Raw genomic sequence first — 22,720 nt, 5'->3', positions numbered from 1 at the left:
GCTCTGAGCCCACCCGCCGCAGAACCAGCGCTGGACCGATTTTCCTGCTCTGTTCCAACGATTGCCGCGGCCGCAATGGCCTAAAGTTGCCTGGCGCGCTTGCCGACAACCCGGTTCGGCACCCTTGCACCAGCGTTTCCAGGAACATCATGAAAAAAGCATTGCTAGCCGCCAGCCTAGGCTTGCTGGTCACCGGCTGCGCCACGTACCAGGCCGTCGTGCCGGTCGACCGCGGCGACCGTATCGCCTCCATGCAGCCCGCTGACGGCACGCTGTTTTGCGTGATCGCCAACCCGGGCAGCGGCGGCAATGCCTATGCGGAATACATCCGCGACTCGGTGCAGCAGCGCGGTTTTGAGTTCAAGATGCTGTCGCCCGGCTCGTCGGTGGCGTCGTGCCCCTATACCGCCACGGTCTACATGCAACGCCAGACCTACTGGCGCGATTTCCTGAGTACGGCGGAGATCATCGTCTATATCAACGGCGAGCGCGCCGGCAAGGCGAACTACGATGCCCTGCGCAGCGCCGGTGGCCTCAACCTGAGCAACCTGGTCCCGCCCGAGATGAAGATCGACGAGTTGTTCGAGCAATTGCTGCCCGGCATGCGGCCAAAGCCGTCCACGGCCGGCACGCCAGGTGCGCCGGGCGCCCCGCAATCGCCGGCTACGCCAGCCTGACCGCCTCCGCCGCCTTGGCGATGGCGTACCCATGACAGCGAGAAGTGCGGCGTTATTCCCTTGCGGGGCGCGCAGACACGCACGAATGGCGCCTCTTCAGGGGGCGCTTGCTTGTGCGTGCCTGCGCACTTGAATCAACCGCTCAGCCTACCACCTGCCCCAGGCGCACCACGGTCACGCCCGGGCGCAGTTGCCGCAGCGACGGCATCACCAGCACGCAATCCGGATACGGCGTGACCACCGGCTCGCCGTCGCGCCAGCCGATCACGGTGTCGGCTTCGGCGAAGGTTTCCAGCCCGGTGTATGGGCCGGCGAAGCGGAAGTCCATGCTGCTGGCGACCACGGGTTCGGTCACGCGTACCACCCGCTGCGGCGCCAAGGGCAGGAGCCAGCCAGCGGGCACGTCGGCCGCGTCGATCACGCCGGCATGGAGCAAGAAGCGCGCGGTGCTGTCCCGGGCCACGCCCACGGCAGCGGCTTCCCAGTGCTGGCCGCATTCGACCAGCAGCGCGTTCCTGGCGCTGGCGGGGTCGCCAAAGCCTTCGTAGTCGCGCATGCGCCGTCCTTCCGGATGGCCCTCGTCCACGATCACATTGGCGGGCGCGCCCACGGCGCGCGACAGGGCGATGCCCTTGTCGAGCGGGCCGGACACGATCAGCGGCAAGCTCTTCTCGTGCATGGAGTGCAGGTCGAGCAGCAGGTCCACGGTATCGATGACCGGGCGCATGGCCCGCGCGCGGCGCAGCTCGGACGAGTCACGGGTGGTGTCGTCGAGCACGGCGGCCGTCCACACGCGGTTGAAATCCTGGTCGACATAGCGCGACGCATCCGGGCGGGCCGCATCGAAGCTGTGGTACGCGTCGACGTTGGCGAAGGCCAGCGTCAGGCGGCCGCGGCGCGGGCGCAGGCCCAGGTCCAGCAGCGCCTTGACGGTGATGGCGCCGCACACCTCGTTGCCGTGGGTCAGCGCATTGACCATCACGTGCGGGCCGGGCACGCCGCTGTCGAAGGTGTGGACGTAAGCCACGCCGGCGTTGCCGGCGGCGTAGGCGGAGATATCGGGGAATTCGACTTCAACCGGGTAAGCGTCGAAGCTGGGGGCAGTGGTCGTCATGTCTTTTGGGTCGGCAAGATTGCCAGTGATAGCGACTGAGGAGCGAAAGTAGCAAGGGCGGGCGGCAACCGCCGGCGCCGCCGCTTGCGACAAGCAAATGGTACGCCTGCCGCCGTCCCCTTATTCGTGAATGCCGGCAGTCTGGACGATGCTCTTGTACTTCACCGTCTCGCGCTTGATAAAGCTGGCGAACTGGCCCGGGCCGCCCGGCGCCACTTCCACGCCGGCCTCGGCCAGCTTCTTCTTCACGTCGGGCATGGCCAGCACGGCCTGCATCTCGGTGTTCAGGCGGTCTACCACGGCGCGCGGCGTATTGGCCGGCGCCATCAGGCCAAACCACACACCCATGTCCACGCCCTTGAGCGTGCTGCTTTCCGCCAGCGCGGGTACGTTGGGCGCCACCTGGGCGCGGTGCCCTTCGGTCACGCCGTAGGCCTTGACCCGGCCAGCCTGGATATGCGGCAGCGCCGACGACAGCACCATCACGGCGAGGTCGATCTGGCCGCCGAGCAGGTCAGTGGACATGGCGGATGCACCCTTGTAGGGCACATGGGTGATGTTGACCTTGCCTTGCTGCTTGATCAGCTCGCCGGCCAGGTTCAGCGGCGTACCCACGCCGGACGAGGCATAGGCCAGCTTGCCCGGCTGCGCCTTGGCCAGCGCGATCAGCTCGTCGGCGTTCCTGGCCGGCAGCGCGGACTTGCCCACCAGCACCATCGGCTGGGTGCCGACGAAGGTGATCGGCGCCAGGTCGCGCTCGCCGTCGTAGCGCACGGCGGGGTTGGTCAGGCGCGCGATCGAGACCTCGCTGCCCGAGCCCATCAGCAGCGTGTAGCCGTCGGCGTCGGCCTTGACCACCTTGGACGCGCCAATGGTGCCGCCCGCGCCGCCCAGGTTCTCGATCACCACGCTCTGGCCCAGGCGCTTGCCCAGTTCCGGTGCGATGGTGCGCGCCACCAGGTCGACGCTGCCGCCCGCGGTGTAGCCCACCACCAGGGAAATCGGCTTGGTCGGCCAGCCCGAGGCGCTGGCGCCGCCGGCAAGCAGGCAGAAGGATGCGGCAGCAGCCGCACGCAGCAGTTTGTTCATGGCAGGTCTCTCCGTTTTTTGATTTGCGCCGTATGCAGACAGGCAAGGTATGCAGGCATGCGGCGATCTTAGAGAGCATGCGGGCGCAGCAACGTGCGGCTTTGGCAATGGCGCTTGCCGTTTTGGCAAGGGGTGGGGAATCAAGGGCTGGGATCGGGCCGGGGCCCGCGCCAAGGCGGACGCGGCGAGTGGCGCTAGCCCGCCACCGCCGCATGCCAGAAGGCCTCGCCCAGTGCCCGCATGGGCGCGCGCGGGCGATACAGCAGGATCTGCATCACGAGGTCCGACTCGCCGCCTACCTCCAGCCCGGCGCGCACCAGGCGCCCGGCGTGCAGGTCATCGGCGATCAGCCGCGCGGGCAACCACGCCAGGCCCATGCGCTGGCGCACCATTTCATGCACGGATTCGGCGAAGTCGCTGACCGCGATCACGTCGAGCCGGCTGGCCAGCCCGCGCCGCGCGATCTCGCCGTTGACCATGCGGCCCAGGGTCAGCGTCTGCGCGTAGGCGATCATCGGCACCGGGGCGCGCTGGCCGCGGGCGAGCAACTTGTACTGTGGCCCGCCGCCATCGGCCGCCGCGCTCACGCAAACCAGGCGCTCCTCGCCCACGAGGTGGTACTGGTAGCGCGCGCTGTCCAGCGTCACCGGCTGCTCCGGCGAGTTGTAGCAAAGCAGGAAATCCGCGTCGCCTTCGGTGAAGATCGCCAGCGCGTCGTGCGTGGCAAAGGTGGAAAGCCGCGTGCGAAAGCCCGCAGCCGCCTTGTCGTTGCGCAGCGCATGGCGCAGGCCGGCCAGCCACGCCGGCACCATCGAGCGCGCCAGCGTCTTGCCGGTGACGATCACCACGGTGCTGGCATCGGCCCGATGCGCCGCGCGCAGCGACATGCGCGTCTCGTCCAGCGTGCGCAGCGCGCTCTGCGCGGCCTCCAGGAACTGCCGCCCCTCATCGGTGAGCCGCACCGGGAACACGCTGCGATCGATCAGCGGCGCGCCCGCCCAGACTTCCAGCGCCTGCATGCGGCGCCCGAATGCCGGCGGCGTGACGTTGCGCAGCTCCGCCGCACGCGCGAGGCTGCCGGCCTGGGCCAGGCACACAAAATCCTCCAGCCAGCGGATATGCATAAGGACTCGCGCCAGGGCGCGCGCAGAAGTTGAATGGGGATGATCCGGGCAAATGCCGCCGTCGCGAAGAGCGGCGCTACGATTATTGTAGCTGTAGCTGTACGGGCCCCGGCGCGCGGCGCACGGCATGCGACACACGGCAGCCGCACGACTCGGGTAGAATTTTTGCCATGGCCTTCTTCAAGCGCAGCGCTGCGCCCACCTCCTCGCCGTCGTCCGCGTCGTCATCCGCGCCCACCGCCCACGATGCCGCCGGCTCCGGCTCCGGCAACGGCACGCCGCCGGAATACACCATCGACGAACTCGCGCGGGCGGCCGGCACCACGGTGCGCAATGTGCGCTCCTACCAGGACCGCGGCCTGATCGATCCGCCCGAGCGGCGCGGCCGTGTGGGCATCTACACGCAGACGCACCTGGGCCGGCTACGGCTGATCAACCACCTGCTGGCGCGCGGCTACACGCTGAACAATATCCAGGAGCTGCTCAAGGCCATCGTGGAAGGGCACGACCTGCGCTCCATCCTCGGGCTGGAATCCGCTATCGGCAGCCCGTGGACCGACGAAGCGCCGCGCCACTATTCCTACCTGGCGCTGGCCAGGCTGTTCGGCCGCGCGATATCGCGCCCGGCGCTGGCCAAGGCCATCGCGCTTGGCCTGCTGGAGCCGGACGGCATGGGCTACCTCGCACGCAGCCCGCGCATGCTGACTGCCGGCGTGGAGATCGCGCGCGCGGGATTTGCGCTGGAAGATGTGCTGTCCATCGTCGAGCACGCACGCGGGCACTTTGAAGCCGTATCGGACCGGATCGTGGCCATGGTGGTGCGCGAGCTGGACCGCTTCGGCGAAGGCAAGCTGCCACCGCCGCAGGACGTGCCGCGGCTGGTGGATATCCTGTGGCGCATCCGCCCGCTGGCCATGGTGGCGGTGGAAGCGGAGATGATGCGGGCCATGGAGCAGTCGGCCAACAAATACCTCGGCGACCGCGTGGCGGCCATCATCGAGCATTTGCACGACGCACCGGAAGACGGCGGCGCGGGCAACGCGCCAAAGGCTGGGCCGCGCAAGGCCAGGCGCTGATACAGGTACGCGCAGGCGTGAGCGGGCCAACTACCTAAAGCGCCACCATCTGGAAATCGCCCTTGCGCATGCCGCAATCGGGGCAGCTCCAGTCTTCCGGCACGGCACTCCAGGCCGTGCCGGGCGCGATGCCATGCTCCGGCATGCCAGCGGCTTCGTCGTAGACCAGCCCGCAAATCTCGCACTGCCAGATCTTCATGCCGCAGCCCTCACCGAAGGCGCCCGGCTGGACACGCCGGCCCGCGCGGAGGTGGCCTCGATCTGCGCGATCAGCGGCTCGATGCGCGCCAGTTGCGCACGGTTGTCGTGATCCCACGGATGAAACCCCGGCCGGAAATAATCGAACCACTCCGGCATCATCTTGCGCAGCACGCCGGGCTTGCCCCACAGGAAACGCACCACGCCGCCAAAGCCGCCGAGCTTGTTGCGGCACTCGCGATCGGCCATCACCAGCCGGATGTGGAACACGAACACCATCGCCCAGAACGTCACGGTGGTGGTGAGCATGGTGAAGGTGCGCAGCAGATAGCGATACAGCCCCGGCTTCATCACGGCATTCCACACGTCGTAGGCCACCGCCTTGTGCTCGGTCTCTTCCAGCGCGTGCCAGATCCACACCTGGTGATAGCCGGGCTCGGAGCCGCCCATCTGGTCCGGGTCGGCCAGCAGCCCGCCGGCAAGCATCGCGGTGTAGTGCTCGAGCGCGATGGTGTGCGCGAGCTGCCATGACTTGGGCAGTATCTTGCGCAGCACGTTGAGCAGTTTGCCAACGAACCGATCGAGCGGCTCGGCGGGCAGGCCCGCATCCGTCATCAGCCGGTTGTAGAGAATATGCTCGCGCGTGTGCATGGCCTCCTGGCCGATAAAACCTGCGATGGCGCGCTTGAGCTCGGGGTCGGTCACAGCGTCGCGATAGGCGCGCACGCTGTCCATGAAGAAGCGTTCGCCCGCCGGAAAGAAGATCGAGAGCGCGTTGACGAAGTGGGTGACATGGCGGCCCCGCACGTGCCAGTCAGCGATGCGGCTGGCGGGCAAGTGGGGATGCACATCGCGTCGGACTGGCATCATGATGAGTACTCCTGTCGATTCGTGGAATGCGTCGGGTGCGTCGGGTGTTGCAACAGCGGGCTCAGCGCGCGTCGAGAAAAGGCAGCAGGTCCGCCGCCACGCGTTGCGGATCCTCTTCCATCGGGATATGGCCCAGGCCCGCGTAGCGCTGCAGCCGCGCGCCCGGGATGCGCTCGGCAAAGGCTTGCGCATGTGCCGGCGGGATCCAGCGGTCACGCTCGCCCCACAGCACCAGCGTGGGCGAGCGGATGGCGTTGAGCGCTTGCGTGTCGAGCGCGTCGAAATCCAGCTTGGGCACCATGCGGCTTACCGCTTCGCGGCTGCCCTCGGCGTAGAAGAAATCGACATAGCGGCGGAAGGTGCCTTCGTCCACCCGCGAGGCATCGCCGTAGACATCGCGCGTGGCAGCGCGGATCACGCACTCCGGCAGCAGCCACGGCGCCGACCAGCGCACCGGCGCGTGGTTGAACAGCGCGATATAGAGCGGCAGCTTCATCGGGAAACCGGCGGCATCGATCAGCACCATCTTGTCGACGCGCCCGGGATGGCGCGCGGCCATGTCCCATGCGATCAGGCCGCCCAGCGAGTTGCCGATGACGCTGGCGCGCTGCAGGTAGATGGCGTCGCAGAAGGCGTCGATGAAGCGGCGGTACGTATCCACATCCATGGTGAGAATGCGCCCGCGCGCATCGCGCAACGGCCCGGTCAGGCCAAAGGGCGGCAGGTCCACGCGCAGCACGCGATAGTGTTGCGCGAGCGCAGGCAGCACGCCTTGCCAGGTGTGCAGCGAGGCGCCGAAGCCATGGATCAGCAGCAGCGGCTCGCCGCCGGGCACGCCTTCATCGGTGTAATGCACCAGCGTGCCCATGACCTGCACCCAGCGCGAGGCGGGCAGCGCATAGCGTCTGGCGAGCGTTTCACGCGACAGGCTGAACAGCCCGACGCGGCCCTGGCCGAACCAGCGCGTGAGCGCGCCAGGTGGCTGCGAGAGGCGGCTGTCCGCCGGCATGGCGACGCGGTTCATTGCGCATCTCCGCCATTGCCGCTGGCCTTGGCCGGCACCGTGCTGGGCACGCCCGCGGCGGGCTTGCCGAGCGGGCCTTTGCGGCGCGCGTCGAACACCACCAGCTTCTGGTAGGCCGCCGGCAGCAAGCGCGCCATCATGTCGGCGGCAACCGCATCCGGGCCAATCAGCACGCGGCGGCGGTTGTGGCGCACGCCGTTGAGGATCACGCGCGCGGCCTTGTCCGCCGTGGTGATGAAGTACTTCTCGAACTCGTCGCGGCCCTGCTGCTCGTCGTGCACCAGGAAGCCGGTGACGTTCGCGGAGATTCGGCTGGCCTGCGCGATATTGGTCTTGATGCCGCCCGGGTGCACGCAGGTCGCGGACACGCCGCATGCCTGCATGTCGAGCTCCTGGCGCAGTGATTCCGTAAAGCCGCGCACCGCATACTTGCTCGCGTTGTAGCCGCTCATGCCGGGCTGCGCGAAGATGCCGAAGATGCTCGACGTATTGATCACGTGGCCTTCGCCGCTGGCCTTCAGGTAGGGCAGGAACGCTTTGGTGCCATGCACCACGCCCCAGAAGTTGATGCCCATGATCCATTCGAGGTCATCGTAGCTCATGCCCTCGATGGTGCTCGACAGCGCCACGCCAGCGTTGTTGAAAATCAGGTTGATGCGCCCGTGCGCGCGCGCGGCCTGCTCGGCCCAGGCATACATCGCGGCACGGTCCGATACATCCACGCAGTGCTGCGTGAAAACCAGGCCCGGCGCTGCGCGCATGACCTCGGCCACCGTCTGCGCGAGGCCTTTTTCATTGCGGTCCGACAGCGCCAGCTGGCAGCCTTCGCGCGCTAGCGCGAGCGCCAGTGAGCGGCCCATGCCGGAGCCTGCGCCGGTAATGGCGGCCACCTTGTTCTTGAAATCCTTCATGCGGTGTCTCCTCGGTGTTCTTCTGGTCTGGTTCGCGGCCGGGCACGCAACGCGCTCACGCCTCGATGGCCCGGTTGGCTGCGCTGGCTGCGTTGGCTGTCAGCGCACGGACCTCGTAGTCGGCCATGCGAAAACGTGCGGTGGCGCGGCGGAACTGCCAGGTGAACCCGGGCCACAGCGTGGTGTTCTTGCCGGTCTTGGGGTCGAGGTACCAGCTCACGCAGCCGCCCTCCGACCACACCGCGCCCGCCAGCTTGCGCTGCAGCCCGGCGTTGTAGTCGCGCTGCGCGGGCGGGCGCACGTCGATGGCCTGCACACGCTGCTGGCCCATGGCCTTGAGCGCGCCGAGGATGTAGTTCACCTGTGACTCGATCATGAACACCATCGAGCTATGCCCCAGGCCGGTGTTGGGCCCCACCACCAGGAACAAGTTGGGGAAGCCGGCCACGGTGGTACCCAGGTACGCCTCGGCGCCATCGCGCCAGGCGTCGAGCAGGTCGGCGCCGCGCAGGCCGAGGATGGCGCCGCGCGGAATCGGGTCGGTGGCGTGAAAGCCGGTGCCAAAGATGATGCAGTCCGCCTGGCGGCGGGTGCCGTCGCGCATCACGATGGCGTCTTCCTCCACGTGGTCGATGCCGTGCGTCACCACATCCACATTGGCGCGCGCCAGCGCGGGGTAATAGTCGTTGGAGATCAGCACGCGCTTGCAGCCGATGGTGTAGTCCGGCGTGACGGTGGCACGCAGCGCGGGATCGGCGATCTGCCGCTTGATATGGCGGCGCGCGATGCGCGCCACCACCGTCATCAGCTTGGGATGCACCACGAAGCCAAGCACGCGCGACTCCAGCGCCCAGTAGATGCCGGTGCGCATGAGCTTTTGCGTGAGCGGCAGGCGGCCAAACAGCCAGCGCTCGGCGGCCGACACCTTGCGATCGGGCTTGGGCATGATCCACGGCGGCGTGCGCTGGAACAGGTCCAGGTGCGCCACCTGCGGCGCGATCCGCGGCACGAACTGGATGGCGCTGGCGCCAGTGCCGATCACCGCCACGCGCTTGCCCGCCAGCGCGTAGTCATGGTTCCAGTGCTGCGAGTGAAACGCCTCGCCGCGAAAGCGCGCCAGGCCTGGGATATCGGGATACGCCGGCCGGCTCAGGCCGCCCATGCCCGACACCAGCACGCGAGCCTGCACGCGTTTGCCATCGGCCATGTCGAGCTGCCACGTGCCGTTGGCGTCGTCCCACGCGGCGCGGCGCAGTTCGTGGTTCAGGCGCAGGTGGGGGCGCAGGCCGAACTGATCGGTGCAGCGCTCCAGGTAGGCGCGGATCTCCGGTTGCGGTGAAAACATGCGCGACCAGTTGGGGTTGGGCGCGAAGGAGAACGAGTACAGATGCGACTGCACATCGCAGGCGCAGCCCGGATAGTGGTTGTCGCGCCATGTGCCCCCCACCGAGGCGGCCTTCTCGAACAGCGCGAAGTCATGCAAGCCTGCCTGCTTGAGGCGGATCGCCATGCCCAGTCCGGCAAAGCCGGTGCCGATGATGGCGATATCGACGTGCTCGGTGGGGCCGGGGCCCTCCGGTGATGGCTGGGCTGTGGATAACTCCGGGGGCAGGTCTGCTGGCGCATTCATAAGCTGTCTCTCGTGTCGCGGGCGTGCACGGCGGCATGCCGTATTGCGTCGCAACATCATTGATTGTGACATTGATGAATGTCATCGTAGGTACGCCAGCGCCCCGGGTCAACACGGAGATTTGAATCGTTCTTCTAATTTTTAACGGATTTTAGTGGTGATTTGAGCGCATAAAACGGGGAAAAAGCGCGATTTCCCGCACCGGAGGGCGTACCCACCGCTGCGTTTGAAACCGACTCCCATCTGCCAGATATTGCCGAAAGGCGGCGGTGGCTATCCCGGCGCGCGGCCCAGCAACCGCTTGCGCCAGGCATTCGGGGTTTCCTGCGTCCAGCGTTTGAACGCATGGCTGAACGCGCTCTGCTCCGAAAAACCGAGCAGCATGGCCAGCTGGGCGAGGCTGATGGCGGGGTCGGCAAGGTGGTGCTCGGCCTGCGTGCGGCGCACCCCGTCGACCAGCGCGGAGTAGTTCAGCCCCTGCGCCTGCAGCCGCCGCTGCAGCGTGCGCACCGGCAAGCGCAGGTGCGCTGCCACCGCCGCGATCGGCACCTCGCCCCGATGCAGCGCTGCGCTGATAAAGGCACGCGCCTGCGCGATCTCGCCAGCGCCGTCCGCCTCCAGCGCGCGCAGCTGGGCCTGGGCGATGCGCGTCATCTGTGTCTGCATTTGCGCATCGGCCTGCATCGAAGGGCGCGCCAGCAGCGCGGGATCGATGTGCATGGCGTGGCGGCCGGCGTTGAATGCCACCGGGCAGCCGAAGACCTGCGCGTAATCGCCGGTGTGGCCACCGGGTGGCGGCGCGTGGGGAAACTCGATGCGCTCGGCGAAGAAGCCCTCGCCCAGCAGCCAGCGGGAAAAGCAGATCCACGTGGCCATGTGCAGTTCGTGCGCGTGGCGCGACAGCGGGCCGTGCTGCGCCTCCCACGTCATCCACGCGCCCTGCGGCGTTTCATGCAGGCGGGTGCGGCCGATATCGTTGGCCAGCACCTCGTAGCGGATGCCCTGCAGGATGGCCTCGCGCAAGGTGGGCGTAGTCAGCACCACATAGCCCATCTCGGCATAGTGGCGCGGCCGGAACGCCGCGCCCGCGTGCAGGCCCGCCAGCGGATCGCCGGCGGCGCGCTCCAGCGCATCGAGCAGCGTCAGGTAGTGCGCAACGCCGATGCGCGTGGCGGGGCCAGCCGCGCTGTCGAGCAAGGCGGGATCGAGCCCTGCGAGCACGAGCTGGTCGGCCGGCGTGATGCCGGCGGCCTCGCCGTAGTCGAGCACGGTGCGCAGGTAGGGCAGCGACACGGTGCCGGGCGTCTGCACACCATAAGCAGCGCTGGCGATGTCGGTGACAGCAGCGGCGGGGGGCGCCGCGTTGGCGCGTGGCATCAAATCACCTGTCATGCGGGATCAAGACCGGGGCCCGATCTTTATCCAAACTGCGGCGAGCGTCAATGCGGGGTATCGGCAACGCCGAATCGCAATGCCTGCGCGACGCCCGCGCAATGCACCCGCAAGCAGACGGATCAGCGCAAAAAAGGAGACACACCATGCACACCCCAGCCACCGAGCCGCCCGCGTGCGCGTTGTCGCGGCGCGGCTTTCTCAAGATTGGCTTTGGCTTGTCCGCTGCACTCGCATGTGCGGGCCTGGTCCCGGCATTGTCCGGCTGCTCGCCCGCGCACAAGCAACCCGCCACCGGCATGCGGTTCCTGCGCGACGGCGACGTGGCGTTGTTCACCGCCTTGCTGCCCGCCGTGGTGGCGGAGCTTGCCGAGCGCGAGCGCGGCCCGCGCGAGCTACAGCTCGGCCAGGCCGTGCGCAATGTCGACGCCACATGCGCCGCCATGGATGCCAACGCGCGCGCGGAACTGCGCAAGCTGCTCGACCTGCTCGCCATCGGGCCGTTGCGCTGGGCACTCGCCGGCGTGAGCCGGGACTGGAAGCAGGCCGACACGCAGCAGGTGCGCCACTTTCTCGCACGTTGGCGCGCCAGCCGCTTCGCCACCTTGAATGCCGGCGCCGTGGTGCTGGTCAAGCTCAGCAGCGTGGGCTACTACCTGCTGCCGGCGGCGTGGGCGGGCAGCGGCTATCCCGGCCCCAATCCCGCGGTCTTTCGTGCGCTGCACGCCTGAAATCCATTACGCGAGTCACTCATGGCCATTCCCGATATCTACAGTGCCGGCATCGCCGCCGGCTGGAACGTGGTGGACGGCGCCGCCCTGACCGCGCCGCTTTCGCTCGACGCCGACGTGGTCATTGCCGGCAGCGGCGCCGGCGGCGGCGTGGCCGCCGAGATCCTCAGCGAAGCCGGTCTGCGCGTGGTGCTGGTGGAGGAAGGCGCGCTGCGCACCTCCGACAGCTTCAAGGACATGGACGAGGGCCGCGCCTATCGCGAGCTGTACCAGGAGGGCGCGGCGCGCGCCACGTCCGATGGCGCCATCGCCATCCTGCAAGGGCGCTCGGTAGGCGGCAGCACGACGGTGAACTGGTCGTCGAGCTTTCGCACGCCAAGGCAAACGCTGGCGCACTGGGCCGCGCACCACGCGGTGAGCGGCCACAGCGCCGCGGACATGGCACCGTGGTTCGAGCGCATGGAGGCACGGCTGTCGGTGGCGCCGTGGGGCATGCCGCCGAACAACAACAACGATGTGCTCAAGCGCGGCTGCGACAAGCTGGGCTGGGAGTCGCACGTGATCCCGCGCAATGTGAAAGGCTGCTGGAACTCCGGCTATTGCGGGCTGGGCTGCCCGGTCAACGCCAAGCAATCGATGCTGGTCTCGACCATCCCCGCCGCGCTGGCCAAAGGCGCCACGCTGCTCCACCGCGTGCGGGTGCGCGCGCTGGAGCATGACGGCAAGACGGTCACCACGCTTGCTGGCGAAGCGCTGGGTGCCGATGGCCGCACGCCTTCGGGCATCGCGGTGACCGTGCGCGCGCGGCACTACGTGGCGGCCGGCGGCGCCATCAACACGCCGGCGCTGTTGCTGCGCTCGCGCGTGCCGGACCCCTATCAGCGGGTCGGCGTGCGCACCTTCATCCATCCGGTCAACCTGAGCGTGGCGGTGATGCCTGAACAGGTCGACCCGTACTACGGCGCGCCGCAATCGATCGCCTCCGATCACTTCCAGTGGAAGGATGGCGCCACCGGCCCGATGGGCTACAAGCTGGAAGTGCCGCCCTTGTTCCCCGGCATCAGCGCGGGCGTGTTCAATCAGGTGGGCGAGGCGCTGCGCGCCGACATGGCCGCGCTGCCGCATACCAACGCCATGCTGGCGCTGCTGCGCGATGGCTTTGTTGCACAGAGCGAAGGCGGGCGCGTGCGCCTTGCCGACGATGGCAGCCCGGTGCTCGACTACGACATCAGCGACTATGTCTGGGACGGCATGCGGCGCGCCTGGCTGAGCATGGCCGAGGCGCAGTTCGCCGCGGGCGCGCTGCGGGTGCGCCCGGCCCACCTGGACGCGCCGTACTACGACAGCTGGGCGCAAGCCAGGCAGGGCATCGCCACGCTGGCGCTGGCCAAGTTCCGCGCCGCGCTGTTTACCGCGCACCTGATGGGCGGCTGCGCCATGAGCGACGAGCCGCAGGGCGGGGTGGTCGACAGCCATGGCCGCCATCACCAGCTGGCCAACCTGTCGGTGCTGGACGGCTCCGTGTTTCCGACCAGCATAGGGGCGAATCCGCAACTGTCTGTTTTTGCACTCAGCGCGCAGAACGCCCAGGCGCTGGCAGGGCAGCTGGCCCGATGAGTGCCGCTCGCCGCTGCGCGCGGCCACGGGCCTTGGCCCGCCGGGCCCGCCCCCCCCTTTAGCAGGGAAGCAAAATCCGGCATGGCGCGCGCGGCATGCAGGCACAATCAAATCCGGTTAGAGGCAACGCTCCAAAAATGCACTTGTGAAACGCGCGCAGCGCTCGCTAGGCTCCGTACATCTGTTTCAAGCATCCGTTTGCCGTCAGAGCAGGGAGCTGCTGCAGTGTGTGGAGTTTTGCTGGGGTTGTACGGCATGACCATAAGAGAGACGCCCCCTATGAAGACCGGGAAAGGCACGGCAGGAGACACCAAGGCCCGCATTCTGGACGCCACCGAACGCTTGTTCATCGAGGTTGGCTACGAAGGCACCTCGCTACGGCAAGTGACATCGCGCGCGATCGTCAATCTGGCCGCGGTCAATTATCACTTCCGCAGTAAAGACATCATGATGCAGGCGGTCCTGGGCCGCCGGCTCGATCCGCTCAACACGCGCCGCCTGGCGCTGCTCGATGCCTGCGAGGCACGCTGGCCGGGCGCGCAGATCCGCTGCGAACACGTGATGGGTGCGCTCTTCGTGCCCGCGCTGCAAATGGCGCGCGAGCCCGAAGTGGGCGGCCCGTCGTTCCTGCGGCTGCTGGGGCGCGTGTATTCCGATACCTCGCCATTCATCCAGTCGTATCTGCTCAGCCATTACGCGCCGGTGTTCGGCCGCTTCTCCGATGCCTTCGCCCGCGCGCTGCCCGAGATCCCGCCGCAAGAACTGGGCTGGCGCCTGAACTTTGCGCTCAAGGCGCTGGCCGGTGTGCTGGCCGGCGACGAGCTTGGCAACCTGCTGCCGGCCTTCACGCAAGGCAAGGCGCTGAGCGACGCGCACGTGCTCGCCCAGTTGAGCGCGATGGTGGTGGCCGCGCTCAAGGCACCCGTGCCCGCCAGCCAGCAACTGTGCGCGCTGCAGGACGTGTTCCAGATCGGTGAGACCCAGCATGCCGAGGAGCATGCTGGGCAAGCCGCGCTCAGTGCGCTGGCGGCAGAACAGGCGCAACGCGCCGACACCCTTTCCGTTGCCGTGCGCAAGACACGCCGCGCGGCACGCAACGAGGGCGCGACACGCGCCGCCGTCACCAGCATGGCGGTGCGCGGCGCGCGCGAGCACCCCATCGTCTTCCCGAGCAATCCGCTCGACGACTGGATGCGTACCCGCTCCAGAACCTAGTGCGCGCTGGCGCCGGTCAACAGCCGGCGCGGGCCTGGCCGCCTCCAGGAACCCGAGTAGCGAGAGCCCCGCTTGCGCCAGGCATCCGGCCGTCCTTGGCCCGGCATTTCCGCAGCGATCCGCACTCAGGCCTTCCGTTCTCAACGACACCACGCGTGCGCCCGGCGCACGCGGTGGACCGCCGCCGCCCGCGTTCTGCGCGCGGGCCGACGCCACAACAGGAGATCTGCATCGTGAAAGCCTTGTATTCCCATGCGCTTGGCGCATCCGCATCTGCATCCGCATTGAGAAAACCATTGCCCTTGCTGCGCCACCTCGCAGCCGCCTTCGCCTTCATCTTCATCTTCGCGCTCGCGTTGCCGGCGCTCGCACAACCGCAGCCACAGGGCCTCGCCGGCACCGCCTATGACGGGCTCACGGCACAGCAGCAAGCCGCGCTGCTGTCCAGGCAGATCGCCAGCGGGGAACTGGCGAAGCTGCCCGACGAGCAGCTGCTTGCGGCCATCAACGCGCTGCAGCCCGAGGCCGCGCTGCTGTGGGCCAGGACCGAGATGAACCGCTACCCCGAGTACGAGTACTGGATGACGCGCCAGGAGCGCCTCAACGGCCAGTGGCAAGACCAGCCCGCGCGCATGATGATCCGCTACCGCCACGCACCGCGCCAGCTCTATGCGAAGTGGCTGCCGGGCGGCAGCCAGGCCGGCCAGGAAATCATCTACGACGAGACGCAGCGCAAGGATGAGATGTACGGCCACCTCGGCGGCATGCTGGGCTTCACCTCGATGTGGATCGCGCTCGACGGCACCATCGCGCGCGCGCAGTCCAACCACACGGTGCGCGACCTGGGCTTCCAGTACGTGGTGTCGATGCTCGAGCGCGATGCCAGGTCGCTGCGCGCCGCCGGGCTCACGGAGAAGTTCACGCGTGCGGACATCGTGCAGGAGCAGGGCACGCGCATGGTCGCGCTCACCTGGGACCTGCCGGCCGGTGCGCCACGCTACTACGCCAAGCGCGTGCAGCTGATGCTGGACCTGAAGAACCCTTGGCCACGCGTGGAAACCGCCTGGGATGCCGAGGGCAACATGGTCGAGAAGATTGTCTTCGAAAAGGCGGTGCGCAAGACCTTCGACGCGAGCGCCTTCGATGCGAAAAACGGCGACTACAAGTTCTGATGTTGCATCACCGTGCCCGACAGGCAGCGCCGCGCGCGTTTGAATCCGCTTGCGCGGGCACACGCACAGCAGTTTGAACAAACGGCGCGAGCGCTTGCGCAGCGGTGGCGAGGGCACGGCGCGCCATGTTTGGAACGCGCACTCTATTGACGCTCGCTTGCCTCGGCAGCGAGAGTCGCTGCACCGAAAAGGACGATGCGTTGCCACGCATAGCGGCACGCAAGAGAAAAAAGCGGCACCACGCGCGACACAGCGCTTCAGGAGACAAGCATCATGCATCAGCATCCTTTGCAGCACCGGCAGGATCGGCAGGATCGGCAGCGTACGCCGTGGAGGAATCATCATGGGCAGCGGCTCCTGCGCTACGGCGCGGCGCTGCTTGGTGCCGCGATGGTTGCCGCGTGCGGCGGCGGAGGCGATGGTGGTGGCAGCGGCAGCGGCGGTGGCGGTTCTGCCGCGAGCACCAGCTCCGCCCCGGCCGTACCGGTGCGGCTGTGTCCCGCGGCGCTCGACTACACCACCACCTTCACCGGTGGCACCGGCTCTGGGGAACTGGTCAAGGTGCAGATCGACACCACCAGGAAGACCTGGCAAGTGACCTTCCTCGACTCCTCGGTGCCGCGCACCACGGGCACGGTCCTGCCGACCCGCAGCGACACCACCGGCGGCCAGAACGTGATGACGGGCACGCTGTCGCAGGAAACAGGCCTGCCCACCGACAAGCTCAACCAGTGCGCGTTCCAGCTCAATGGCGCGAGCCTGGACCCGAATCGCCCGGCGCGGCTGTTCGTTGGCGACGGCGTGGCGGGCGGCACCATTCCCGGTGCGCGCATCCAGTTCAATGGTGTCCTGGGTGCGGGCGCGGTGCCGGACACCACCTTCCCGTATTTCCAGTTCATCGGCTTCGCGCAGACCGAAACCGACCTCACCAAGATCGCCGGCCAGTACAACGGCTACGGCTTTCACGAGGTGCCGTCGAAGAACTTCCAGACGGTGGCGCAGGACTACCGCATGGCGCTGGCGGCCGACGGCTCGTTCCAGGTGTGCGACAACAAGACGGGCGGCACCTGCTCGCAAAAGGGCAAGAGCTTTGTGCCGCAGGCCAACGGCAGCCTGATGTCGGCCAACTACAAGGGTGAGATCGATCCGCCCACGCTCGGCGCCACGCTGGGCCGCGCATACCTGATCGTGGGCAAGCTGCGCGGCCAGCTGGTCCCGGTGATGATCCGGGTGGGCTACGCCAACGGCTCGCTCACCAACGGCATGGCACTGGGCGCCGACGACGAGATCGGCATCGGCATGATGGCGCCGGCCATCGCCGTGACGCAGGGCACGGTCAACGGCGAGTACGTCGGCGTGGACAGCAACTTCGACTACCGCACCACCGCGCTGGTGGCGGCGGACGCGGCCATGCTCGACCCGTTCCACCCGTCGGACGCCTCGCTCGCCACGGCGCTCAAGCTGGACTTCTCGCAGCAGCTGGCCGGCGTGGTCACCACCACGCGCAAGGATGGCGCGGCGGGCAGCCCCACCGGCAAGTTCATCTTCACCGGCGGCGTGTTCGGTTTCCTCGAGTCGCGCAGCGCCGGCCCGTACTTCACCATCGGCGCCTTCGTGCAATGACGGCCATGCAATCCAACTTATCCCGGGAAGACAAGATGACGAAGAATGCCTTTCGTTTGGCAGCGCCATTGCTGATCGCCGCGCTGGCCTGGCTGGGCGGCATGCCCAGTGCCCATGCACAGAAAGCCGGCGACAACGTCGTCGCTGCCGGCTGGTTCCACATCAACACCAGCGGCAACAGCAGCCCGTTCACCACCAGCGTGATCGATGCGCCCATCAATGGCCCGCTGGGCTTGCCGTCGTCATTCACGGCGCCGGGCAGCAGCATCAGCACATCCAACGCGGACACGCTGGGGCTGACCTTCAGCCACTTCTTCACGGACCACATCGCGCTCACGGCGGTGGGCGGCATTCCGCCCAAGTTCAAGCTCTACGGCCACGGCAACCTGATCCCGCCGGGCCCTGCGGGCGCGCTGGGGCAGCAGCCGCTTGGCGACCCCGGCCTGAACCCGATCATCACCAGCGCACGCCAGTGGAGTCCGGCGACGATGGTGCAGTACCACTTCTTCGAGCCTACCGCGCGCGTGCGTCCTTTCCTTGGCATCGGTGTGTCGTACAACTTCTTCACCAACATCGAGCTCAACCCGGCGTTCGCCGCCTCGGTCAACAACAACCTGGGCGCCACGCTGGCCGCCGGCGCCGGCAAGCCTGGGCCGACTTCGGTGGAGGCCAAGGCGTCGAATTCGTTCGCGCCGGTGTTCAACATCGGCGGCTCCTTTGCGATCACGGATCAGTGGGGCCTGAGCGCATCGGTCACCTACATTCCGCTCAAGACGACGTCATCGATGATCATCAGGGCGTCCGACGGCACGGTGTTGTCCACCTCCAAGGCCACCATCAGCCCGAACCCGCTGATCATGTTCGTGGCGGCGACGTATAAATTCTGACGGGGTCAAAGCCGCTTGCGAGGACGAGGGCTGTCACTCCCTCTCTCACAACGAGTGGGAGAGGGGAGCAAACCAGCACTAGATCAAGGTATTCGAACTCTGACGGCCGGTACCGTCACGGTCTTGCGCACGGGGCTTGAGAGCACCAGCGATGTGGTCACCGAGCCGTGGGCCGCGAGCGTGTCGACCACGTGCTCCAGGTCGGCAGGATCGGCGATGGCGCAACGCACGATAAAGCAATGCGCACCGGTCACGCGATCGGCGCTCAGCACTTCGGGCATGCTCTCGAACAGCTTCACATATTTCTGGATATAGGCGTGCGTGGTCTCGATATGGATGATCGCCTGCAGGCCGACGCCCAGCGCGCGCAGGTTCACCCGCGCGCCGTAGCCTTCGATCACGCCCGCGTCCTCCAGCTTGCGCACGCGCTCGCTCATGGCCGGCTGCGACAAGCCAATGCGCTTGCCCAGCGCCGCCAGGCTCTGGCGGGCATCGGCCTGCAGCGCCTCCAGGATCAGTCGGTCTTTCTTGTCCAGCTCCATCCCAGTCTCCCATGGCACCTGTTGCGCGCCGCCGATGATTCATCGGTGCGCGGTGCCGATTTCCGATGCCTTGCCATTCATGGCGATGGCGTGCTGCGATTATGCTGGAACTCAGTGCGGCGCAATGCGCAGCCCGACATCCTTCCGGAGGCAATATGCAACTCATCGGCATGCTCGACTCACCCTATGTGCGCCGCGTGGCCATCTCGCTGCGGCTGCTGGACCTGCCATTCGAGCATCGGGCAGTCTCGGTGTTCAGCACGTTCGAGCAGTTTCGCGCGATCAATCCCGTGGTGAAGGCGCCCACCCTGGTTTGCGACAACGGCGTGGTGCTCATGGAGTCCGGCCTGATCCTGGACTACGCCGAGACGCTGGCCACGCGCAGCCTGATGCCCGCGCAGCCCGAGCCGCGCCAGCATGCCTTGCGCGTGATCGGCCTGGCGCTGGCGGCGTGCGAGAAGACGGTGCAGATCGTCTATGAGCGCAACCTGCGCCCGGCGGAAAAGCAGCATGAGCCGTGGATCGAGCGCGTACAGGGACAGTTGCATGCCGCCTGCGCGGCGCTGGAAACAGAACTGGCGGGGGCGGCGCTTGCCGCGGACGAGCGCTTGCTCACGCAGGCCGACGTAACCGCCGCCGTGGCGTGGAGCTTCACGCAGCTGATGCTGCCCGCCTGCGTCGAGGCGTCAGCGTATCCTGCGCTGGCGGCGTTCAGCGCCGCCGCCGAACGCCTTGCCGTGTTCAGGGACACGCCGCAGACCTGATCCACCGTCGCGCGCCAGCCGTGCTTAGTTCGCCAGAGCCTGGGCAAGCGCGCGCAGCAAGCCGGCGCCGTCGCCGCGCCAGGCGCTGCCATGCATGCAGGCCAGGGTGGTCGGCTGCAGCAGCGCCATGCGTTCCAGCATGGCCCCGGCGTTCGGCGTGTGGGAGAAGTAATCCATGCCGCGCCGGAACGCTTCGCTCGGCCCGAGGATGTCGGCTTCGGTCAGGGACGGGAGCTCGGCACCGCCCTGGCTGAACAAGTCGCCGCAGAGCAAGGTGCCGGTGCGCTCCTCCATCATGAGCCCGCACTCCCAGGCATGCGGCAAGTGCGGCGTATCGAACCAGCGCACGGTATGGTGGCCAAGCGGCACGGCTTGCCCGTCCGCCAGGCCCTGCGCGGGCCGGTCGGCCAGGTCGTTGACGGACACCATGGCGGCGACGGTGCCGCACAGCGGCGATGCGTGGGGTGCTGCCGCCAGCCATTCATTGAGCGAGCCGCACTCGTCGGCTTCCACGTGCGAAAAGGCAATATGACGCAGCCGGGCCGGTGCGATCACGCTGGCCACGGCTTCATGCACCAGCGGGAACATCTTGCGCAGCCCCGTATGGAACAACAGCGGCTCGTCGTCGACGATCAGGTACTGGTTGAAGGAGAAGCCGCCCGGGCCCCCGTCGATGTGGACCGGGGTATTGATCCGATAGATCCCGTGCGCGATTTCGTGGACGTTGGTGCCCGACCGGGCGTTGGTGACGGTCATCGTTGTCTCCTGGAAATCGTCTGGGCGCGTGGACCCGGCCGGCGGCGCCGGCCTGCTTCATTCTAGTCACTGCAACGCCACAGGCATGGCACCTTTTGCTTGGCCGGGCTGCGCATCGGGCGCTCGACCGCGCAAGATCGGGGGTGCCGGGACGGCTAGCCCGCTACGCGCGCAGGGCTTTCGCCATCTCGCTCGTGGCATGCCAGCCCAGCGCGACATACAGCGACCGGCCCATCTCGGTGGCGTGCAGGATCGCGTACTGCAGGTCGCGCCGGGCGAACTCGTCTTCCGCCAGCTGCATGAGGCGGCGCCCCAGCCCCTGCTTGCGATGCGTTGCCTCCACATACACGTTCAGCACGTAGCCACGCTTGTCCTGCATGGGATGGGCTGGATGCGGCGGCCAGTCGATCGCCATCAGGCCGATGCCACCCACCGGCTGGCCCTGGTCCACCAGCACGAAGCCGAAGTAGCTGCCATCGCGCAGGCGCGGCACAAGCCATGGCCGGAACTGCTGCGTCATGGCCTGCAGGACCTCCTCGCTGCGCCCGGCCTCGCGGAACATGGCCTCGCGATGACGGCAGACCAGCTCGACATCATCGGCACCAAGCGGGCGGATTTCCATGGCGGGCTTCCTTGGGGATTTGTGTGGATGGTGGGAGAGACATCTGCGCGGCGCGCACCGCCATCCTAACGCAGTGCATTGCGATTCGGAGAAATTCCCGCCTGCGCCATGGCACCAAGCCGTGCAATGAAAAAAGCGAAGCGCTGTTGGCGCTTCGCTTCGAGGCCATCCGGGCAGGCCGCACCGGATGGCAGGATGAACCCTTCTGCCTTACTGCGTGGTCACTGCCGGCTTGACGTCCGCCGAGGCCACCGGACCGGTCTCGCTCAGGCCGCCGCCAAGCGACCGGTACAGGTCGATGGCATTGTTCAGGCGCAGTTGCCGCGCCTGGATCAGGGCCTGGTCGGCTGCGAACAGCTGACGCTGCGAGTCGAGCTGGTCCAGCTGGCTGGCCACGCCATTCCTGAAGCGCATCGTCGACAACTCGTAGCGCGCCGCTTCGGCATTGCGCACCTGCTCCTGGCTGGTCACCTGCTCTTCCAGCGTGCCGCGCGCCACCAGTGCATCCGCCACTTCCGCGAAGGCCGTCTGGATGGTCTTCTCGTAGTTGGCGATCTGGATGTTCTTGCGCACGTTGGTCAGGTCCAGGTTGGACAGGTTCCGGCCGTAGTCGAAGATCGGCAGCACCAGCTGCGGTGCGAACGACCACGCGCCGGTACCGGAGTCGAACAGGCTCGAGAAGGTCGGGCTGATCGCGCCAGCATTGGCGGTGAGCGTGATGCGCGGGAAGAACGCCGCGCGCGCCGCGCCGATATTGGCGTTGGCGGAGCGCAGCAACTGCTCGGCCTGGCGGATGTCGGGACGCTGCTCGAGCAGGTCCGACGGCAGTCCTGCCGGGATGTCGCTGATGATGCGCTCGTCCGACAGGCGCATCGGGGCGGGCAGGTTCTCGATGGTGCCAAGCGGCTTGCCCACCAGCACCTCAAGCGCGTTCTGCGCCTGCGCACGCTGGCGCGCCAGCTGCGCGGCGGAAACGCGCGCCTGCGCCACCAGCGATTCGTTGTCGCGCAGGTCCAGCGCCGACGTGGCGCCCGCATCGAAGCGTTGCTTGGCCAGGCTCAGCGTGTACTCGCGCGTCTTCAGCGTGTTCTGCGCGAGCTCGTATTGCTCGGCGAAGGAGCGCTCGGACAGGTAGGCCTGCGCGACTTCGGAGACCAGCGAGATCTGCGCGGAACGGCGTGCTTCCTCGGTGGCGAAGTACTGCGACAGCGCCGCGTTGGACAGACTGCGCACGCGGCCGAAGAAGTCCAGCTCGAACGACGTCACGCCGACGCCCGCCTGGAAGTACTGGGAGACGTAGGGCTTGCCGGTGGCCGACTGCATGGCGGGGGTACGCGAGCGGTTGAAACCGCCGGTGGCGTTCACCGTGGGCAGCAGATCGGCGCGCTGCACCTGGTACAGCGCGCGCGCTTCCTCAATGCGCAGCGCGGCGGTACGCAGGTCGCGATTGTTCTCCAGCGAAGTCGCGATGAGCACTTGCAGGCGCGGGTCGCGGAAGAACTCGCGCCAGCCGATCTCGCTCGCCCGGCGGGTTTCGCCGGTCTTCACTTCGGCGGCCGCGTAGCCTTCCGGCGCGGCCGGGAAGCTGGTGGCCACCGGCGGGGCAGGGCGTTCATAAACGGGTGCCAGTGTGCAACCCGAGAGGACGCCCGCCACCAGCAACAGCGTGGTCAGTGTCTTTGTCAT

At 67.6% G+C, this 22,720-nt stretch carries 22 protein-coding genes; 9 read left to right on the top strand and 13 right to left on the bottom strand.

The window, feature by feature from the left end; translation table 11 throughout:
• Nucleotides 1-149 precede the first annotated feature (149 nt).
• A complete protein-coding gene (locus RR42_RS20760; protein ID WP_043351050.1) occupies nt 150-677 on the top strand; it encodes an Sbal_3080 family lipoprotein in 528 nt (175 codons plus the stop codon).
• A 142-nt stretch (nt 678-819) separates the two neighbouring features.
• On the opposite strand, the gene RR42_RS20755 is transcribed toward RR42_RS20760, so the two are convergent.
• The 3 genes from RR42_RS20755 to RR42_RS20745 form a co-directional block, all read right to left on the bottom strand.
• Entirely contained in the window at nt 820-1,791 is a 972-nt protein-coding gene (locus tag RR42_RS20755; protein ID WP_043351048.1) for a M14 family metallopeptidase, read from the bottom strand.
• A 120-nt stretch (nt 1,792-1,911) separates the two neighbouring features.
• On the bottom strand, nt 1,912-2,880 hold the full coding sequence (locus RR42_RS20750) for a Bug family tripartite tricarboxylate transporter substrate binding protein (RefSeq protein WP_043351046.1): 969 nt from the start codon (nt 2,878-2,880) through the stop codon (nt 1,912-1,914).
• Between the two features lie 194 nt (nt 2,881-3,074).
• Nucleotides 3,075-4,004, bottom strand: coding sequence for a LysR family transcriptional regulator (locus RR42_RS20745; RefSeq protein WP_043351044.1), 930 nt, complete (start codon nt 4,002-4,004; stop codon nt 3,075-3,077).
• A gap of 170 nt (nt 4,005-4,174) precedes the next feature.
• Between RR42_RS20745 and RR42_RS20740 the strand changes: the two genes are divergently transcribed.
• A complete protein-coding gene (locus RR42_RS20740; protein WP_043351043.1) occupies nt 4,175-5,080 on the top strand; it encodes a MerR family transcriptional regulator in 906 nt (301 codons plus the stop codon).
• A gap of 34 nt (nt 5,081-5,114) precedes the next feature.
• Here the strand turns inward: RR42_RS20740 and RR42_RS20735 are convergent, their stop codons facing one another.
• The 6 genes from RR42_RS20735 to RR42_RS20710 all read right to left on the bottom strand — a co-directional run bounded on the left by RR42_RS20735 (nt 5,115) and on the right by RR42_RS20710 (nt 11,090).
• Entirely contained in the window at nt 5,115-5,279 is a 165-nt protein-coding gene (locus RR42_RS20735) for a rubredoxin (RefSeq protein ID WP_043351040.1), read from the bottom strand.
• Nucleotides 5,276-6,148, bottom strand: a complete 873-nt coding sequence (locus RR42_RS20730; protein WP_043351038.1) for a metal-dependent hydrolase — start codon at nt 6,146-6,148, stop codon at nt 5,276-5,278. The genes RR42_RS20735 and RR42_RS20730 overlap by 4 nt, the downstream gene beginning before the upstream one ends.
• A 61-nt stretch (nt 6,149-6,209) precedes the next feature.
• Nucleotides 6,210-7,172, bottom strand: coding sequence for an alpha/beta fold hydrolase (locus tag RR42_RS20725; RefSeq protein WP_043351036.1), 963 nt, complete (start codon nt 7,170-7,172; stop codon nt 6,210-6,212).
• Nucleotides 7,169-8,083 (bottom strand): SDR family NAD(P)-dependent oxidoreductase, encoded by a 915-nt coding sequence (locus RR42_RS20720; protein WP_043351033.1) that lies wholly within the window; start codon nt 8,081-8,083, stop codon nt 7,169-7,171. The genes RR42_RS20725 and RR42_RS20720 overlap by 4 nt, the downstream gene beginning before the upstream one ends.
• A 55-nt stretch (nt 8,084-8,138) precedes the next feature.
• Nucleotides 8,139-9,713 (bottom strand): flavin-containing monooxygenase, encoded by a 1,575-nt coding sequence (locus RR42_RS20715; protein WP_043351031.1) that lies wholly within the window; start codon nt 9,711-9,713, stop codon nt 8,139-8,141.
• Between the two features lie 273 nt (nt 9,714-9,986).
• Nucleotides 9,987-11,090, bottom strand: a complete 1,104-nt coding sequence (locus RR42_RS20710) for an AraC family transcriptional regulator (protein WP_043352491.1) — start codon at nt 11,088-11,090, stop codon at nt 9,987-9,989.
• A 161-nt stretch (nt 11,091-11,251) separates the two neighbouring features.
• On the opposite strand from RR42_RS20710, the gene RR42_RS20705 reads away from it, so the two are divergent.
• The 6 genes from RR42_RS20705 (at nt 11,252) to RR42_RS20680 (ending at nt 18,350) form a co-directional block, all read left to right on the top strand.
• Nucleotides 11,252-11,836 carry a hypothetical protein gene (locus tag RR42_RS20705; protein WP_043351028.1) on the top strand — a complete coding sequence of 195 codons (585 nt, stop codon included), beginning with the start codon at nt 11,252-11,254 and terminating at the stop codon, nt 11,834-11,836.
• Nucleotides 11,837-11,857: 21 nt separating this feature from the next.
• Nucleotides 11,858-13,453, top strand: a complete 1,596-nt coding sequence (locus tag RR42_RS20700) for a GMC family oxidoreductase (protein ID WP_043351026.1) — start codon at nt 11,858-11,860, stop codon at nt 13,451-13,453.
• Between the two features lie 279 nt (nt 13,454-13,732).
• A complete protein-coding gene (locus tag RR42_RS20695; protein WP_043351025.1) occupies nt 13,733-14,668 on the top strand; it encodes a TetR/AcrR family transcriptional regulator in 936 nt (311 codons plus the stop codon).
• Nucleotides 14,669-15,003: 335 nt separating this feature from the next.
• Nucleotides 15,004-15,840, top strand: a complete 837-nt coding sequence (locus RR42_RS20690; RefSeq protein WP_419188890.1) for a DUF1571 domain-containing protein — start codon at nt 15,004-15,006, stop codon at nt 15,838-15,840.
• 390 nt (nt 15,841-16,230) lie between these two features.
• A complete protein-coding gene (locus RR42_RS20685) occupies nt 16,231-17,463 on the top strand; it encodes a DUF2957 domain-containing protein (RefSeq protein ID WP_173430721.1) in 1,233 nt (410 codons plus the stop codon).
• Nucleotides 17,464-17,498: 35 nt separating this feature from the next.
• Nucleotides 17,499-18,350 (top strand): OmpW family outer membrane protein, encoded by an 852-nt coding sequence (locus RR42_RS20680; protein WP_043351021.1) that lies wholly within the window; start codon nt 17,499-17,501, stop codon nt 18,348-18,350.
• A gap of 83 nt (nt 18,351-18,433) precedes the next feature.
• Here RR42_RS20680 and RR42_RS20675 read toward each other — a convergent pair whose 3' ends face one another.
• Entirely contained in the window at nt 18,434-18,892 is a 459-nt protein-coding gene (locus RR42_RS20675; protein WP_043351018.1) for an Lrp/AsnC family transcriptional regulator, read from the bottom strand.
• A 155-nt stretch (nt 18,893-19,047) separates the two neighbouring features.
• Between RR42_RS20675 and RR42_RS20670 the strand changes: the two genes are divergently transcribed.
• Nucleotides 19,048-19,656 carry a glutathione S-transferase family protein gene (locus RR42_RS20670; protein ID WP_043351015.1) on the top strand — a complete coding sequence of 203 codons (609 nt, stop codon included), beginning with the start codon at nt 19,048-19,050 and terminating at the stop codon, nt 19,654-19,656.
• A 24-nt stretch (nt 19,657-19,680) separates the two neighbouring features.
• Here the strand turns inward: RR42_RS20670 and RR42_RS20665 are convergent, their stop codons facing one another.
• The 3 genes from RR42_RS20665 to RR42_RS20655 all read right to left on the bottom strand — a co-directional run bounded on the left by RR42_RS20665 (nt 19,681) and on the right by RR42_RS20655 (nt 22,720).
• Nucleotides 19,681-20,412, bottom strand: coding sequence for an MBL fold metallo-hydrolase (locus RR42_RS20665; RefSeq protein WP_043351011.1), 732 nt, complete (start codon nt 20,410-20,412; stop codon nt 19,681-19,683).
• A 163-nt stretch (nt 20,413-20,575) separates the two neighbouring features.
• Nucleotides 20,576-21,034: a GNAT family N-acetyltransferase gene (locus tag RR42_RS20660; protein WP_043351007.1), complete on the bottom strand. Its 459-nt coding sequence runs from the start codon at nt 21,032-21,034 to the stop codon at nt 20,576-20,578.
• Nucleotides 21,035-21,244: 210 nt separating this feature from the next.
• Nucleotides 21,245-22,720: an efflux transporter outer membrane subunit gene (locus tag RR42_RS20655; RefSeq protein WP_043351004.1), complete on the bottom strand. Its 1,476-nt coding sequence runs from the start codon at nt 22,718-22,720 to the stop codon at nt 21,245-21,247.

Source organism: Cupriavidus basilensis (assembly GCF_000832305.1).
Lineage (GTDB): Bacteria > Pseudomonadota > Gammaproteobacteria > Burkholderiales > Burkholderiaceae > Cupriavidus > Cupriavidus basilensis_F.
Note: the sequence above shows the minus strand (reverse complement) of the source record. Positions and strands in the feature narration are given on the sequence as shown.